The following is a 14,896-nucleotide window of genomic DNA, read 5'->3' on the forward strand; positions in this document are numbered from 1 at the left end:
CACTGGTGCGCCCACCCGCGGAGCCGAAAGGCTTGTGGCAAGACGACCACGAGGCGTGAGCAACCGATGAGCACTCTGCTGATGACCGGGTTCCCCGGCTTCCTGGGATCCGCCCTGCTCGGCCGACTGCTGGCGCGGCGCCCGGGCACCACCGCGACCTGCCTGGTGCAGCAGCAGCACCTGGCGGAGGCCCGGGAGCGGCTCGCGGCGATCGAGGACGAGGAGCCGCACGTCGCAGGCCGCGTCAGGCTCGTCGTCGGCGACCTCACCGCACCGGGCCTCGGGCTCGACGCGGGCGACGAGGGGCTGCTCGAGGACGTCACCGAGGTGTGGCACCTCGCCGCGGTCTACGACCTCACGGTGGGCGAGGAGGTGGCCCACCGGGTCAACGTCGACGGCACCGACCGGGTCCTCGACCTGTGTCGCAACCTGCCCGGCCTCCGGCGGCTGCAGTACGTCAGCACCTGCTACGTCAGCGGCCGCTACGACGGTGAGTTCCGCGAGGACGACCTCGACGTCGGGCAGGCCTTCCGCAACCACTACGAGTCGACGAAGTACGAGGCGGAGATGCTGGTCCGCAAAGCGATGGCCGCCGGGCTGCCTGCGACGATCTACCGCCCCGGCATCGTCGTCGGCGACTCCCGCACCGGGGAGACCCAGAAGTACGACGGCCCCTACTTCCTGGCGACCTTCCTGCGCCGCCAGCTCCCGGTCGCCGTCGTGCCCGCCGTGGCCGACCCCGACGCCGTCCGCTTCTGCCTGGTGCCCCGCGACTTCGTCATCGACGCGATGGACCGGCTGTCGGTGCTGGAGGCGTCGGAGGGCAGGACGTACGCCCTGACCGACCCCGAGCCGCCGACCGCCCGCCAGCTCGTCGACGCCTTCGCCCGGCGCCTGCACAAGCGGGTCGTCTGGGTGCCCCTCCCCCTGTCCCTGACGCGGGCCGCGGTGTCGCTGCCCCTGGCCGAGCGGTTGCTGGGGCTGCCGGTCGAGGCGCTCGACTACTTCGCCTCGCCCACGACGTACGACACGACCCGCACCACGGCCGACCTCGCGGGCACAGGCGTCACCTGCCCGCGCTTCGAGGACTACGCCGACCGGTTGCTCGACTTCATGCTCGAGCACCCGGAGTACGACTCCGCGGCCATGGCGTGACCGCGACACCCCCGACGTCGGGAGGAACGACATGACAGCCAGAGCACCCGTGGTCCTCGAGGTGAGCCTCACCGGCCCCGAGCAGGACCACGACACACGCGTCACCTTCCTCGGACAGCGCTTCCGGATCGTCCGCCGCGGCACGTCGGGGGACGTCGACGCGGCCCGCGAGCTGGTCCGTCAGTGGGCCCCGACCGCACGGGCCGTCGCGCTCACCGGCGTCCGTGAGGCCCAGGTGGCGGGCCTCTACCGCGGCCCCGCCGCCGCGGCCCGCACGCGCATCGCGGACGAGGCGGGGTCGACCCCGGTCACCGAGGGCGACCAGCTCCTCGAGGTGCTGCAGGAGTGGGCCGTCCGGCGCGTCGACACCGAGCTGCCCGGCCACCTCACCAACGCGCGCACCGTCGTGCTGGGCGGGCGCAACCACGCGCGCACCACCCGCGTCCTGCGCGAGCACACCGACAACATCGAGTTCGCCGACCCGCGCCTGCGCCTCGACCTGGGCGACCGGCTGCACGCCAACCCGGTCGTCGGGCTCGCCGCCGACGTGCTCGGCGAGGTCGGTGCCGTGCCGGCGCGGATGGTGCCCTACGCGCTGCGCACCCGTCTCGGCTCGCCCGCCCGGCAGGCGGCCCACGCGCTGGCGCGCCGGGCCGCGCGCGACTGCGACGTGCTGGTGGCGACGTACGCCGAGCTGGCGGGGTTCGGGCTCGAGGACCTGGCCGGCAAGACGCTGCTCACCTCCGCCATCGACGAGGACCGCCTGGCCGAGCTCGGCGGGCGGGGCGTCGACCTGGTCGTCGACATCACCCCCCAGCCGTTCGCCGTGGTCGTCGAGGCGGCCGTGCTCGAGGCGCTGATGGTCGCGACGGTCGAGGGCAGCGCGATGACCGACGACGACCTCCTGGACATGATCGTCGGCGCCGACCTGCAGCCCCGGCTGCTCCACCCCAACGGCCCGCGCCGCAAGAGCCGGTTCGCCTTCGTCATCCACCCGCTGTCGCAGCAGTACTTCCGCAAGATGGAGCCCCTGCGCACGGTCTCCCGGTTGGCCCCGCAACCGGTGATGGACCTGGTGGAGAAGGCGGTGGCCTACAGCCCGCCGTTCACCTACAGCCACGTCACCGGGATCACGTCGCCGACCGGCGCGGAGGCGGAGGGCTGGCTCATCACCGTGGGCGGCACGCCACGCGAGATGATGGCCCACGACCCCGAGTTCACCTACCGCCGGCTGCTGACGGCGGCCGAGACGGCCCGCAAGCTCGGCGCCCAGATCATGGGGCTGGGGGCCTTCACCAAGGTGGTCGGCGACGCCGGGGTGACCGTGGCCCGCCAGGCCCCGCTGCCCGTCACCACCGGCAACAGCTACAGCGCGTCCGCAGCCCTCTGGGCGGCCCACGAGGCGCTGGGCCGGCTCGGTCTCGTCGAGGTCGACGCCTACGGCGCCCTCGCCGGCAACGCGATGGTGGTCGGGGCGACGGGAGCGATCGGCTCGGTCTGCTCGCGCCTGCTGGCGGTCGCCGGCGCCCGGCTGTGGCTGGTGTCCCCGGAGTCGGCCAAGCTGCTGGCGCTCAAGGCGCTGATCGAGCGGGAGCACCCCGGGTCGGAGGTCCACGTCGCGACCAGCCCCGACGCTGCGCTCCCCGCGATGGACCTGGTCGTGACGGCCACGTCGGGTGCCGGCAAGCGCGTCCTCGACATCACGGCCGTGAAGCCGGGTTGCGTCATCACCGACGTCGCCCGCCCCCTGGACCTCTCCGCGGAGGACGTCGCGAAGCGGCCGGACGTCCTGGTGATCGAGTCGGGCGAGATCGAGCTCCCCGGTGACGTGCACATGCGCGACATCGGCCTGCCGAAGGGCGTGGTCTACGCCTGCCTCGCCGAGACCGTGGTGCTGGCCCTCGAGGGGCGCTACGAGTCCTTCACGGTCGGGCGCAACATCGAGTGGGAGAAGGTCAAGGAGATCTACCGGCTCGGCCTGAAGCACGGGATGCGGCTGGCGTCGATGTCGGGCGTGAACGGCGTCGTCACGGACGAGGACCTCGAGCGGGTGCGCTCGCTCGCGGTCGCTGCCCGCGCCGGGACGGCGCCCCGCGACCTCGCCGAGGCGCTGCCGTGAGCAGCACCCGGCGGCCGGCCCGTCACACCCGGCCGCGCAGGATCCGCCGCCAGTAGACCTGCGGCAGCGCGTAGCGGTCGACCCACCACGTGACCGCCCGCGGCTTCGTCAGGTCGAGCCAGGGCACGGTCGGCTGCGGCCGGCCGTCGCGGTCGACCTCCACCAGCATCAGCCGGTGGCGGGCGGTCGTGATGGGCATGACGGTGTAGCCGTCGTAGTGCCCGAGCGGGCGGTCGAGGCGGGCGGCGAGGAGGTTGGGCGCGAGGACCGCCACCTGCTTGCGCAGCGCTCCCCCGGACGGCCGGGTGCGCAGGTCGGCCACGTCACCGAGCGACCAGACGTCGGGGAACCGGCGGTGCCGCATCGTCAGCGGGTCGACGTCGACCAGGCCGGCCGGGTGGTCGCCCGCCAGCCCGGCGTCGACCACCCATCCCGGCGCCCGGTAGTGCGGGACGACGTGGGCGAAGGCGACGTCGTCGGCGACCTCTTCCCCCGTCGGCGTGGCCAGCGTGACGCTGCGGCCGTCGAGCCGGGCGACGGTCGCCTCGCGGTGGACGTGGACGTCGTACGACGCCAGCGCGTCCTCGAGCCGGCGGTCCGGGCCGTCGAGCCCGAGCGGCGACCGCCCCGGCAGCACGAGGTGCACCTCGACGTCGGCGAGCACGCCGGTGCGGCGCCAGTGGTCGCACGCCATGAACAGCGGCTTGAGCGCGGTCGCCGCACAGGGCGCCGGCTCGGGCGGCACCGTGAAGACCACCCGCCCGGACCGCATCCCGCGCAGCGCCGGCCAGACCCGCGCGGCGGTGTCGTCGTCGAAGGTCGACGCGGCCCACCCGGCGTCGTAGGCCTCGCGCAGGCCCGGGGTGGCCGCCCAGTCCTCGTCGAGGCCGGGGCACACGACCAGGGTCCGGCAGGTGAGGCGGCGCCCGGACCGGGTCTCGACCGACAGGTCGCCCGGGTCGACGGAGACCACCTCGTCGCGGAGGGTCGTGCACCCGTCGGGCACGACGCTCGCGGCAGGGCGGGAGAGGGACGCCATCGTCGCCTCGCCGCCGCCGACGTAGCTCAGGAGCGGCCGGTAGCGGTGCACCGGCCGCGACTCGACGACCGCGACGTCGGGGGCGCCGTCACGCAGCAGCCGGGCGGCGAGGGACGTCCCGGCGTTGCCGCCGCCGACGATGAGGACGTCGTGGTGCTGCGGGGTGTCGGGCACCCACCCAACGTAGCCGCCGGGTCAGACCCCGGTCTCGAGGCGGAAGCCGACCCCGCGGATCGCCACGACCTTCTCGCCGGCCGCGGCGGCCTCGAGCTTGCTGCGCAGGCGCCCGATGGTGACGTCGAGGGTCTTGGTGGAGCCGTACCAGTTCTGGTCCCAGACCTCGTTCATCAGGGTCTCGCGCGGCACGACCTTGTCGTGGTTGTTGGCCAGGACGGCCAGCACGTCGAACTCCTTGGCGGTCAGCGCGATCTCGCGGTCGCCGAGGTGCACGCGCCGCGAGCCGGCGTCGATCTTCAGGCCGGAGGACGTGGTGACGGTCGTGTCGTCCTGGGCGGGGGTGCTGCCGCTGCGCCGCAGCAGGGCGCGCACGCGCGCGAGGAGCTCGGCCAGGCCGAACGGCTTGGCGAGGTAGTCGTCGGCGCCGACGTCGAGGCCGACCACGCGGTCGAGCTCGCCGGCCCGGGCCGTCACCATGATGATGCCGCCGAGGAAGCCGCCGGAGCGCATCTGGCGGCACACGTCGATGCCGTCCATGTCGGGCAGGCCGAGGTCGAGGATGACGACCGCCGGTCCCTCGTCGACGGCGAACGACACGGCCTCGGCCCCCACGGACACGCGGTTGACCTCGTAGCCCTCGCGCTCGAGCGTGCGCATGAGGGGGACGGCGATGTCTTCCTCGTCCTCAACCACCAGCACGTCGTGAGCCATGGCGACGAGCATAGATGCAGGTCGCGACGCTGGTGAGTCGAATCCCCGCGCTGGTCGGGGCGGGACACACCCGCACGGAGGGGTCAGGCCTCGAAGACGTCGCCCAGCGCGGCCACCCGCTCCAGCACCTGGTCCATCGTGAGCTGCTCGAGCGCCAGGTCGTCCGCGGCGCCCTCCTCGACCTCGTCCCACGTCAGCGGGGCCGCCACGGTGGGTCGCTCGCGCCCGCGGAGCGAGTAGGGGGAGATGGTCGTCTTGGAGCCGGAGTTCTGCGACCAGTCGAGGAAGACCTTGCCCGGCCGCTTGGCCTTGGTCATCACGCTCGTGACGAGGTCGGGGTGCTCCTTCATCAGCTCCTCGGCGACCTCCTTGGCCAGGGCGGTCGTGCCGTCGCTGTCCAGGCTGCCGCGACCGGTGGGCAGCGGGGCGTAGAGGTGGAGCCCCTTGCTGCCGCTCAGGACCGGGGTGCAGCCCAGGTCGCGCTCGGCCAGCGCGTCGCGCACCATCAGCGCCACCTGCGCGCACTCGTGGAGCCCGGCCGGCTCGCCCGGGTCGAGGTCGATGACGAGGCGGTCGGGGTTGCGGGGCCGGCCCTTGGCATCGACGGTCCACTGGTGCACGTGCAGCTCGAGCGCGGCGAGGTTGGCCAGCCAGGTGAGCGTGGCGAGGTCGTCGCAGATCGGGAAGCGGATCGTGCCGTCCCCCTTGCCGGAGCGCGATCCCGTGGTCGGCACCTCGTGCGTGCGCACCCATGACGGCGTGCCTGCCGGCGCGTTCTTCTCGAAGAAGCTCGCCCCCTCCACCCCGTGCGGCCAGCGGATCCGGGTGACCGCGCGGTCCTTGAGGTGCGGGAGCAGCACGGGCGAGACCTGGGCGTAGTAGTTGAGCACCTCGCCCTTGGTCGTGCCCGTGCGCGGGTAGAGCACCTTGTCGAGGTTGCTGATCGTGAGCGTGCGGCCCTCGACGTCGACCTGGACCTCGCTGCCGGACGCCGGGCTCATCGCCCGATCCCGATGACGGGGACGCGGGCGGGGTCGAGCAGCCGCACGAGCGAGCGGATGAAGCGCCGCGGCGCGCTCACGCAGCCGGCGGTCGCGCCGCGCCCGTTGACGTGGAGGAAGATCCCCGAGCCGCGGTGGCGCACCTGCTCGAGGTTGAAGTCGGTGACGATCGACCACTCGTACTGCCTCGGGTAGTCGGTGAGCCGCTCCGAGGCGTCGGGGTCGGACGGCGGCAGCCACCAGCGGAAGCCGCCCTGACGCTGGTTGCGCAGCCGGTTGTAGAAGTCCGAGGCGTTGTCCTGCACCCAGTGGTCCCCCTTGCGGATCCGGTGGTGCGGCAGCCGCGCGCGCCGGTCGGCGGCGTGGGTGCCGAAGGTGGAGGTCAGCCCGTAGGTGCCCAGCGGGGTCGTGCCCGATCCCTGGCGGCGGCGGTCGCCGTCGACGAGCCCGCCGTGGCCGGTGCGGCCGTCGGCCGTGGTGAGCTGCCGCTTCCAGCCCTCGGCGGTCAGGCGCCACAGCGAGACGCGGGCGCGGACGCCGCGGGTGTGGTCGACGGTGACGACCTGCGCGGTGCCCTCGCGCAGCTCCACCCGTACGCCGTCGAGGCGCACGACGTCGGCCGGCCGGGTCCCGGCCGGGGCCTCGGCCGCCGCGCCGGTCGGTGCGGCCGCTGCGGTGAGCGCCAGCACGAGCGGTGCGCCGGCGAGCAGGGTCCTCATCACAGGTCCTCCGGGGCGAGGTCGTCGCGCACGCCCTGGAACGACGGCTGCCGCAGGCGCTCGTAGCCCAGCCCGTGGGTGTCGATGTCGACCACGACCCGGGGCTCGACCCAGAACGTGCCCGCCGCGTCGACACGCGGCACCTCGTCGGCGAACGGCGACTCCCCGGTCGCCAGCGGCGCCAGCAGCGCCGCGAGCCGGGTGCTGGTGGCGCCGGTGATGCCGCTGCCCACGCGGCCCCGATAGAGCAGGCCGTCGGGGGTCGGCTCGCCGACGAGCAGCGACGCCAGCCTGTCCGTCGTACCGACCTGGGGGCGCCAGCCGCCGACGACGAACGACCCGCGGTGCCGGTGGGCGAGCTTGCGCCAGTCCTCGCTGCGGGTGTCGAAGCGGTAGCGCGAGCCGCGACGCTTGCTGACCACCCCCTCCAGTCCCTGCTGCAGGGTGGCGTCGAAGAGCATGTCGCCGTCGTCGTAGGCCGCCGGGACCTGCCACGTGGAGTCGCCGAGCGGCAGCCCCTCCAGCAGCGCGCGCCGCTCCTCGAGCGGGAGCGAGGTCAGGTCCTTGCCGTCGAGCCGCAGCAGGTCGAAGACCATCAGGGTGGCCGGGACCGCCTTCACGAGCCGCGCGACCTCGCGGGCATTGCGGACGTGCATGCGGTTCTGCAGCACGCGGAAGTCGGGGACGCCGCGCTCGTTGAGGGCGATCACCTCGCCGTCGACCATGAGGTCACGGTCGCCGAGCGGCGGCGCGGCCAGGTCGGGCCAGGCCGGGGTGACGTCGTTGTCGTTGCGGCTGGTCATCCGTACGACGCCGTCGCGGACGTCGACGAGCACGCGCACGCCGTCCCACTTGACCTCGTGCAGCCACTGCGCGCCGGTCGGCACGCGGTCGGTCTTGGTGGCGAGCATGGGGCGCACGGCTGCAGTCTGGCATCCGTCGGCGCGCGCCTGCGGCACCCTCTGAGGGGAGACGACCGTCGGCGGTGGCGGCTATCGTCGGCCCATGCGCGCGATCTGGAAGGGTGCCGTCTCCTTCGGCCTGGTCAGTGTCCCGGTCAAGCTCTATGCCGCCACGGAGAGCCACGACGTGTCGTTCCGGCAGGTGCACGCCAAGGACGGCGGCCGGATCAAGTACCAGCGGGTCTGCTCCCTCGACGGGGAGGAGGTGGCCTACGCCGACATCGCCAAGGGCTACGAGACCGAGGACGGCGAGATGGTCATCCTCACCGACGACGACATGGCCGAGCTGCCGTCGACGTCGTCGCGCGAGATCGCGGTGGAGAAGTTCGTGCCGCGCGAGCAGATCGACCCGCTGCTCTTCGAGAAGTCCTACTACCTCGAGCCCGAGGGCGCCGGCGCCAAGCCCTACGCCCTGCTGCGCCAGGCCCTCAAGGACGCCGACCGGATGGCCGTGGTGACCGTGGCGCTGCGCCAGCGCACCACCATCGCGGTCCTGCGCGTGCGCGAGACCGAGGCGGGCGAGGTCATCGTGCTGCAGACGATGATGTGGCCCGACGAGGTGCGCGTGCCCGACTTCAAGGTCGAGGTCGACGACGCCAAGCCGCAGGAGGTCAAGATGGCGCACATGCTCGTCGAGACCCTCGCCGGCGACTTCGACGCGACCGAGTTCGAGGACGACTACGCCGGCGCCGTCGAGGCGCTCGTGAAGTCCAAGATCGAGGGCGGCGAGATCAAGCGCACCGAGACCTCGACCAAGACCTCCGGCGAGGTGGTCGACCTGCTCGCCGCCCTGCAGAAGTCGGTGGCCGCGGCCAAGACCGCTCGCGGCGAGGCCGACTCGTCGGACGACTCCGACGACGCGGCCGAGGACGAGAAGCCGGCGAAGAAGACGGCGGCCAAGAAGTCGACTGCCAAGAAGGCCCCGGCGAAGAAGACCGCCGCCAAGAAGTCGACGGCCAAGAAGACCGCGACCAAGAAGACGGCTGCGAAGAAGCAGGCCAAGAAAGCCAGCTGAGCCCCCGTTGACCCCACCAAGCGGTGGCTGACCCACCGCTCGAGCACGCGCCCGACACACCACCAGCGGTGGGTGAGGCGGGTTCTGCGCGTGCAGAACCCGCCTCACCCACCGCTGACCCTCGACCGAGCGCGCGGGCGGTGCGTGAGGCGGGTTTGCCGGGCTCAGAACCCGCGTCACTCACCGCTCCCCGGCAGCGCGGGCGCGCGAGACCGCCGCGACCGCGCGTCAGGACGCGTGCGCCACCGGCGTACGACCGCCGAGCTCGCGCAGGCGCGCGCCCACCTCGGCCGCGACCGCGACGGCGAGGTCGCGCGGTGACTCCCCGTCGATCTCTGGCACCACGTGCTGGACGACGCGGTCGGCGAGGAGGTCGGCAGCGCGCACCCGCTGGCGCGTGGCCATCTCGGCGGCGTGGGCGGTGTCGCCGTGCACGATGAGGCTCGCGCCCTCGGGCGGGAGCGGGGAGAGCCAGGCGTGCTCGGTGGCGATGACCGTCCGGGCGGGCAGGAACGCCAGCGCCCCTCCCCCGCAGCCCTGCCCGAGGATCACCGACACGGTGGGCACGGTCATGGTGGTCAGGGTCGCGATGCAGCGGGCGATCTCACCGGCGATGGCGCGCTCCTCCGCCTCGGGCGAGAGCTCGGCGCCCGGGGTGTCGATGACGCTGACCAGCGGCAGCCCGAGCTCCTCGGCCAGCCGCATCCCGCGCCGCGCCTCGCGCAGCGCGCCGGGTCCCATCGCATGCCCGGGCACCTGGCGGGAGCGGTCCTGCCCGATGACGACGCACGGCTGGTCGTCGAGGCGGGTCAGCGCGACGAGCACGGTCGAGTCGCGCTCGCCCTCGTCGGTGCCGCGCAGCTGGAGTGTGCCCGCTGCACCGTGGGCGAGGAGATCGCGCACGCCGACCCGGTCCGTACGACGGGTGCGCTCGACGCTGTCCCAGGCGGGGTGGTCGCCGATCGGGCGCGCCGCGCGGATCGGCAGCCGGCCGGGGCCGGGCGGGTCGACGAGCACGGCCAGGGCGCTGTCGACCATGGCCGGGAGGTCCTCGGCGGCGACGACGCCGTCGATGACGCCCGCGGCGGCGAGGTTCTCAGCGACCTGCACGCCGGGGCGGAACGGACGCCCGTTGAGACCCTCGTAGACCTTGGGTCCGAGGAAGCCCACCAGCGCCCCGGGCTCGGCGACGGTCACGTGGCCGAGCGAGCCCCACGACGCGTACACGCCGCCGGTGGTCGGGTGGCGCAGGTGGACGAGGTAGGGCAGGCCGGCGGCCCGGTGGTCCATCAGGGCGCGGGAGATCTCGACCATGCGCACGAAGGCCGGCGTGCCCTCCTGCATCCGGGTGCCTCCCGACGCGGTGCTGGCGAGCAGGGGCAGCCCCTCGGCCGTCGCGCGGCGCACGGCCGCGGTGATCCGGTCGGCGGCGGCGCGGCCGATCGAGCCGGCAAGGAAGCGGAACTCGTTGACCACGACCGCGACCGGCCGGCCGCGGACCTCGCCGCGGCCGGTGAGCACGGACTCGTCGGTGCCCGCCTTCGCGGCGGCGGCCTCGAGCTCGGCGCGGTAGCCCGCGTCGGCGTAGGACAGGTCGACGGGCTCGTCCCACGAGGTGAAGGTGCCCTCGTCGAGCACCAGGTCGAGCAGCTCGTGGGCGGTCCAGCGCTTCGTCTGCTGCGTCACGGGGCCACCGGAGCGTTGTTCGGGGGAGCGCAGCGGAGGAGAAGAACGTCGTGGGGTGTGTTCACGCGCCGCCCCCGCCGACCCAGGCGCGGATCTCGTCGGCGTGCTGGTCGAGCAGCGGCGGCGCCACGTGGTCGCGACGGGTCACCTCGGTGCCCTCGGCGTCGAAGAACCGCAGCGGCGGACCGGGCAGCGTCAGGGCGCCGAGCGACGGGTGCTCGACGTCGACCAGCAGGCCCTGGCTGGCGACCTGGTCCCACTCGTAGACCTCGTCGAGCGTGCGCACCTTGCCGGCCGGCACGCCGACCTCGGCGAGCCGGGCCAGCAGCGGCTCGGCGTCCCAGTCGGCGAAGGCCTGCTCGACCAGCGCGATGACGTCCTCGCGGCGCGCGACGCGCTCACCGTTGGTGGCCATGCCCTCGGTGTCGGGGTCGAGCCCGAAGCCCGCGCAGAACTTCCGCCACAGGCCCTCGCTGCCCAGCGCGATCTGCACCGCGCCGTCGCGGCAGCGGAACAGGCCGTAGGGGGCGATCGACGGGTGGTGGTTGCCCTGCGCACGGCCGACCTCGCCGGCGACGGTCCAGCGCGTGCCCTGGAAGGCGTGCACGCCGACGACGGACGCCAGCAGCGACGTACGCACGACCTGCCCCCTGCCGGTGACGTCGCGCTCGTGGAGCGCGGCGAGGATCCCGTAGGCGCCGTACATCCCCGACAACAGGTCCGCGATCGGTACGCCGACCCGCTGCGGGTCGTCGGGACCCGAGCCCGTCAGCGACATCAGGCCGGCCTCGCCCTGGGCGATCTGGTCGTAGCCCGCGCGGCCGCCCTCGGGGCCGTCGTGGCCGAAGCCGGTGATGGAGAGGACGACGAGGCGCGGGTTGCGCCGCATCAGCTCCTCGATGCCGAGGCCGAGGCGCTCGAGGACGCCGGTCCGGAAGTTCTCGACGAGCACGTCGGCACGCTCGACGAGGCCGACGAGGACGTCCTTGTCCGCCGCGTCCTTGAGGTCGAGGGCGATCGACTCCTTGTTGCGGTTGGTGCACAGGAAGTACGTCGACTGGCGCGCGTCGGGCTCGCCGACGAACGGCGGCCCCCAGCCGCGGGTGTCGTCGCCGCTGCCGGGCGCCTCCACCTTGACCACGCGGGCGCCGAGGTCGCCCAGCATCTGGGTGGCGTGCGGCCCGGCGAGGGCGCGGGTGAGGTCGACGACGAGCAGGTCGCTGAGCGGCCCGGTGCGCGGGGCCCGGTCGGCCTGGTCGGTCAGGTCGGTCTGGTCGGCCTGGTCGGTCAGGTCGGTCTGGTCGGTCTGGTCGGTCAGGTCGGTCTGGTCGGTCATGGGGGTCACCATCCGGGGAGGACGAGGGCGGCCCAGACGAGCAGCGGGCCGACGAGGGTCACGATCGCGGCGTAGCCGAGGATCTGCTTGTAGTAGGTGTTCTCGTCGATGGTGTCCGGCCGGTTGGCCAGCATCAGCGCACCGTTGGTGCTGAAGGGGCTGACGTCGACGATGGTGGAGCTGACCGCGAGCGCGGCGACGAAGAGGCCTGCGGACAGGCCGCCCTCGGCGACCAGCGGGATCGCGATCGGGATGATCACGGGCAGCAGCGCGGTCGAGGAGGCGAAGGCGGAGACCACGCCGCCGACGTAGCAGAGGATCAGCGCGCCGATGGCCGCTGCGCCGAGGCCCGCGGCCCACTTCCCGACGAACTCCGGCGAGCCGGCCGTCGTCAGGATGGTCGCGTAGGTGCTGACGCCCGCGACGAGGAGCACGGTGGGCCAGGCGATCTGCTTGACGGTGTCCTTGTAGGCCTTCGGGGTCAGCATCGACAGCAGCACGGCGGCGGTGATGGCGGCGAAGCCGATGTTCTTGTCGAAGGCGAGCGCCACGACCGCGACGGACAGGAAGGCGAGCAGCGTCAGCACGTGCTCCTTGGTGCTGCCGGCGTCCTCGGTGCCCGCCGGGTTGGGGGTGCCGGTCGTCGGGGTGGCGCCGGTGGCGGAGCGACGGTCGGAGCGGTCCGGGTGGGCGGAGCTGCGGGAGGACGTCGCGGTGGTGCCGGACCCGGCACCGACCGTGACGAGCTCGCCCTCCTCGGACATGCGGAGGGACAGCAGCCTGCGGCCGCCGAGGGCGACGAAGAGGATCGCGGCCATGAGGGTGTTGACCAGCAGGCTGGAGAGGAAGATCGTCATCTCGCTGGTGCCGAGCCCGGCGTCCTCCATGACGGAGTTGGTGATCGTGCCGTAGATCGAGATCGGCGAGAAGCCGCCGGCCTGGGCGCCGTGCACGACGAACATGCCCATCATCAGCGGGCTGATGCCGTAGCGACCCGCGAAGCCGAGCGCGATGGGGCCGATGATCGCGCACGCCGCGGGGCTGGCCGCGCCGATCGCGGTGATGACCGCGGTGACCGCGAACATCACCCACGGGATCAGGGCCACCCGGCCGCCGACGGACGACACCGCCGTACGCACGATGAGGTCGACCGTGCCGTTCTGCCGGGCGATGGCGAAGAGGTAGGTGACGCCGATCAGGGTGAGCACCAGGTCGGCGCTGATGCCGGCGAGGATCTCCTTCTCGTCGAGGCCGAGCGAGTACATGCCCACGAGCCACGCCGCCACGTAGGCCAGCGCGCCCATGTTGATCGGCAGCAGCGTGCCGACCACGAAGAGGGCGACCAGCGCGATGATCGCGATCCATTCCGGACCCATAAGTCGTTGCCTTCCGAGTCGAGGCCGCACAGCGGGCCCCGGGGGGTGGCCCTCGTCACAATGCTGGCTCAGTGGCCTAGCCAATAGGACAATGAAACGAACGTCAATAGGGTGGATCCATGTCCGAGTCGTCCTCCTTCCCGCCGCGGCTGCTCCGCACGCGTCTCTACGAGCAGGTGGCCGGGCAGATCTCGACGTGGATCGACGACAACGGCCTGCGCGCGGGCGACAAGCTGCCGCCGGAGCGCGAGCTCGCCCAGCGCCTCGGCGTCAGCCGCGCCACGCTCAGCCAGGCGCTGGTGGCGCTCGAGGTGGTCGGCGTGGTCGAGGTCCGCCACGGCGACGGGACGGTCGTCACCGCCCGCCACCAGACGTCGAGCCGCATCGTGGAGGCGATCCGCAGCCACGCCGACCGGCTGCCGGAGATCATCGAGACCCGCGACGCGCTGGAGACCAAGATCGCCGCGCTCGCCGCCGTGCGCCGCACCGACGACGACCTCGCCCGCATCGACGACGCCCTCGCCTCCATGGCCGCCGACATCGAGGCCGGCGGGCGCGGCGTGGAGGGCGACGAGCGCTTCCACGGCGCCGTGACCGCCGCCTCCCACTCCCTCCTGCTCGCCCGGCTGATGGACGAGATCGGTGACCTCATCAAGGAGACCCGGCTGGAGTCGCTCGGGCAGCCCGGGCGTCCGCAGGACTCCCTGGCCGGGCACCGCGCGATCGCCGAGGCGATCCGCGCCGGCGACCCCGCGGCGGCGGCCGAGGCGATGCACGCCCATGTCGCGATGGTCAGCGACGTCGCCCTCATCCGCGAGGCGCAGTGACAGCACTCGAGGCGCTCCTGGTGCTCGCCACCGGGCTGGGCGCCGGCGTGCTCTCCTCCACCGTCGGGGTGGCGTCGCTCCTCAGCTTCCCCGTGCTGGTCGCGCTCGGCCTGCCGCCGGTCGTGGCCAACGTGTCCAACACCCTCGGCCTGATCCCCGGCGGGATGGGCGGCGTCCTGGGCTACCGCGCCGAGGTGCGCGAGGCCGGCCCCATCGCCCGCACGATCGTGCTCGTCTGTGCGCTGGGGGCGATGCTCGGGGCGGCCCTGCTGCTCGGCCTTCCCCCCGGTGTCTTCGAGACGATCGTCCCCTACCTCATCCTCTTCACGTGCCTGCTGGTCGGCGTGCAGCCCCGCATCGCGGCCTGGCTCCGGGCGCGCCACGAGACCCGGCACGGCGTCGCGATGGCGGAGCGCCGGCACATGTCGCCAGCCACCACGGCCTTCGCCACGATCACCGGGGTCTACGGCGGCTACTTCGGTGCCGGCGCGGGCGTGATGATGGTGGCCGTCCTCGGCATCGGCACCGACCTCGAGCTGCGCATCGTCAACGGCCTCAAGACGCTGTCGCTCATGGTGGGCAACGTCGTCGCCGGCCTGATCTTCATCGTCGTGGCCGACCCGCGCTGGGACGTCGTGGTGCTGCTCGCCGCCGGATCGCTGGTGGGCGGCTACGTCGGCGCCCGCATCGGTCGCAAGCTCCCCGACGCGGCCTTCCGGTGGGCGGTCGTCGCCGCGGGCGTCGTGGCCGCGGTCCTGCTCTTCTGAGCCGAG

At 73.3% G+C, this 14,896-nt stretch carries 13 protein-coding genes; 5 read left to right on the forward strand and 8 right to left on the reverse strand.

Annotated elements, in window-relative coordinates:
* Positions 1-66 precede the first annotated feature (66 nt).
* Positions 67-1,155 (forward strand): SDR family oxidoreductase, encoded by a 1,089-nt coding sequence (locus tag NCI01_RS13135; RefSeq protein WP_254181934.1) that lies wholly within the window; start codon positions 67-69, stop codon positions 1,153-1,155.
* 31 nt (positions 1,156-1,186) lie between these two features.
* The gene (locus tag NCI01_RS13140) at positions 1,187-3,274 is read left to right on the forward strand and encodes a DUF8754 domain-containing protein (protein WP_254181935.1); all 2,088 of its coding nucleotides are present in this window, start codon (positions 1,187-1,189) and stop codon (positions 3,272-3,274) included.
* 22 nt (positions 3,275-3,296) lie between these two features.
* Here NCI01_RS13140 and NCI01_RS13145 read toward each other — a convergent pair whose 3' ends face one another.
* From NCI01_RS13145 to ligD (NCI01_RS13165), 5 genes are all read right to left on the reverse strand, one after another.
* The gene (locus tag NCI01_RS13145) at positions 3,297-4,487 is read right to left on the reverse strand and encodes an FAD-dependent oxidoreductase (protein ID WP_254181936.1); all 1,191 of its coding nucleotides are present in this window, start codon (positions 4,485-4,487) and stop codon (positions 3,297-3,299) included.
* 21 nt (positions 4,488-4,508) lie between these two features.
* A complete protein-coding gene (locus NCI01_RS13150; protein WP_254181937.1) occupies positions 4,509-5,201 on the reverse strand; it encodes a response regulator transcription factor in 693 nt (230 codons plus the stop codon).
* A gap of 83 nt (positions 5,202-5,284) precedes the next feature.
* The gene (gene ligD, locus NCI01_RS13155) at positions 5,285-6,202 is read right to left on the reverse strand and encodes a non-homologous end-joining DNA ligase (protein WP_254181938.1); all 918 of its coding nucleotides are present in this window, start codon (positions 6,200-6,202) and stop codon (positions 5,285-5,287) included.
* The gene (locus NCI01_RS13160; RefSeq protein WP_254181939.1) at positions 6,199-6,921 is read right to left on the reverse strand and encodes a L,D-transpeptidase family protein; all 723 of its coding nucleotides are present in this window, start codon (positions 6,919-6,921) and stop codon (positions 6,199-6,201) included. Before NCI01_RS13160 ends, ligD (NCI01_RS13155) begins: the two co-directional genes overlap by 4 nt.
* Positions 6,921-7,832 (reverse strand): non-homologous end-joining DNA ligase, encoded by a 912-nt coding sequence (ligD, locus tag NCI01_RS13165; RefSeq protein ID WP_254182103.1) that lies wholly within the window; start codon positions 7,830-7,832, stop codon positions 6,921-6,923. Before ligD (NCI01_RS13165) ends, NCI01_RS13160 begins: the two co-directional genes overlap by 1 nt.
* A gap of 94 nt (positions 7,833-7,926) precedes the next feature.
* On the opposite strand from ligD (NCI01_RS13165), the gene ku reads away from it, so the two are divergent.
* Complete coding sequence (gene ku, locus NCI01_RS13170) at positions 7,927-8,898, forward strand: non-homologous end joining protein Ku (protein ID WP_254181940.1); 972 nt, start codon at positions 7,927-7,929, stop codon at positions 8,896-8,898.
* 228 nt (positions 8,899-9,126) lie between these two features.
* Here the strand turns inward: ku and NCI01_RS13175 are convergent, their stop codons facing one another.
* From NCI01_RS13175 to NCI01_RS13185, 3 genes are all read right to left on the reverse strand, one after another.
* On the reverse strand, positions 9,127-10,584 hold the full coding sequence (locus NCI01_RS13175; RefSeq protein ID WP_254181941.1) for a carboxyl transferase domain-containing protein: 1,458 nt from the start codon (positions 10,582-10,584) through the stop codon (positions 9,127-9,129).
* Between the two features lie 61 nt (positions 10,585-10,645).
* Positions 10,646-11,920, reverse strand: a complete 1,275-nt coding sequence (locus NCI01_RS13180) for a CaiB/BaiF CoA transferase family protein (protein ID WP_254181942.1) — start codon at positions 11,918-11,920, stop codon at positions 10,646-10,648.
* Between the two features lie 5 nt (positions 11,921-11,925).
* Positions 11,926-13,296 (reverse strand): SLC13 family permease, encoded by a 1,371-nt coding sequence (locus NCI01_RS13185; protein ID WP_254181943.1) that lies wholly within the window; start codon positions 13,294-13,296, stop codon positions 11,926-11,928.
* 119 nt (positions 13,297-13,415) lie between these two features.
* On the opposite strand from NCI01_RS13185, the gene NCI01_RS13190 reads away from it, so the two are divergent.
* Positions 13,416-14,123, forward strand: coding sequence for a FadR/GntR family transcriptional regulator (locus tag NCI01_RS13190; protein ID WP_254181944.1), 708 nt, complete (start codon positions 13,416-13,418; stop codon positions 14,121-14,123).
* Positions 14,120-14,890, forward strand: a complete 771-nt coding sequence (locus tag NCI01_RS13195; RefSeq protein WP_254181945.1) for a sulfite exporter TauE/SafE family protein — start codon at positions 14,120-14,122, stop codon at positions 14,888-14,890. Before NCI01_RS13190 ends, NCI01_RS13195 begins: the two co-directional genes overlap by 4 nt.
* Positions 14,891-14,896 lie beyond the last annotated feature (6 nt).

Source organism: Nocardioides pinisoli, from assembly GCF_024199985.1.
GTDB classification, from domain to species: Bacteria; Actinomycetota; Actinomycetes; order Propionibacteriales; family Nocardioidaceae; genus Nocardioides; species Nocardioides pinisoli.

Coding starts and splice junctions, on each gene's coding strand:
- NCI01_RS13140 (WP_254181935.1), top strand. CDS start 1,187: ATGACAGCCAGAGCACCCGTGGTCCTCGAGGTGAGCCTCACCGGCCCC.
- NCI01_RS13150 (WP_254181937.1), bottom strand. CDS start 5,201: ATGGCTCACGACGTGCTGGTGGTTGAGGACGAGGAAGACATCGCCGTC.
- NCI01_RS13180 (WP_254181942.1), bottom strand. CDS start 11,920: ATGACCGACCAGACCGACCTGACCGACCAGACCGACCAGACCGACCTG.
- ligD (WP_254182103.1), bottom strand. CDS start 7,832: ATGCTCGCCACCAAGACCGACCGCGTGCCGACCGGCGCGCAGTGGCTG.
- ligD (WP_254181938.1), bottom strand. CDS start 6,202: ATGAGCCCGGCGTCCGGCAGCGAGGTCCAGGTCGACGTCGAGGGCCGC.
- NCI01_RS13190 (WP_254181944.1), top strand. CDS start 13,416: ATGTCCGAGTCGTCCTCCTTCCCGCCGCGGCTGCTCCGCACGCGTCTC.
- NCI01_RS13185 (WP_254181943.1), bottom strand. CDS start 13,296: ATGGGTCCGGAATGGATCGCGATCATCGCGCTGGTCGCCCTCTTCGTG.
- NCI01_RS13135 (WP_254181934.1), top strand. CDS start 67: ATGAGCACTCTGCTGATGACCGGGTTCCCCGGCTTCCTGGGATCCGCC.
- ku (WP_254181940.1), top strand. CDS start 7,927: ATGCGCGCGATCTGGAAGGGTGCCGTCTCCTTCGGCCTGGTCAGTGTC.
- NCI01_RS13160 (WP_254181939.1), bottom strand. CDS start 6,921: ATGAGGACCCTGCTCGCCGGCGCACCGCTCGTGCTGGCGCTCACCGCA.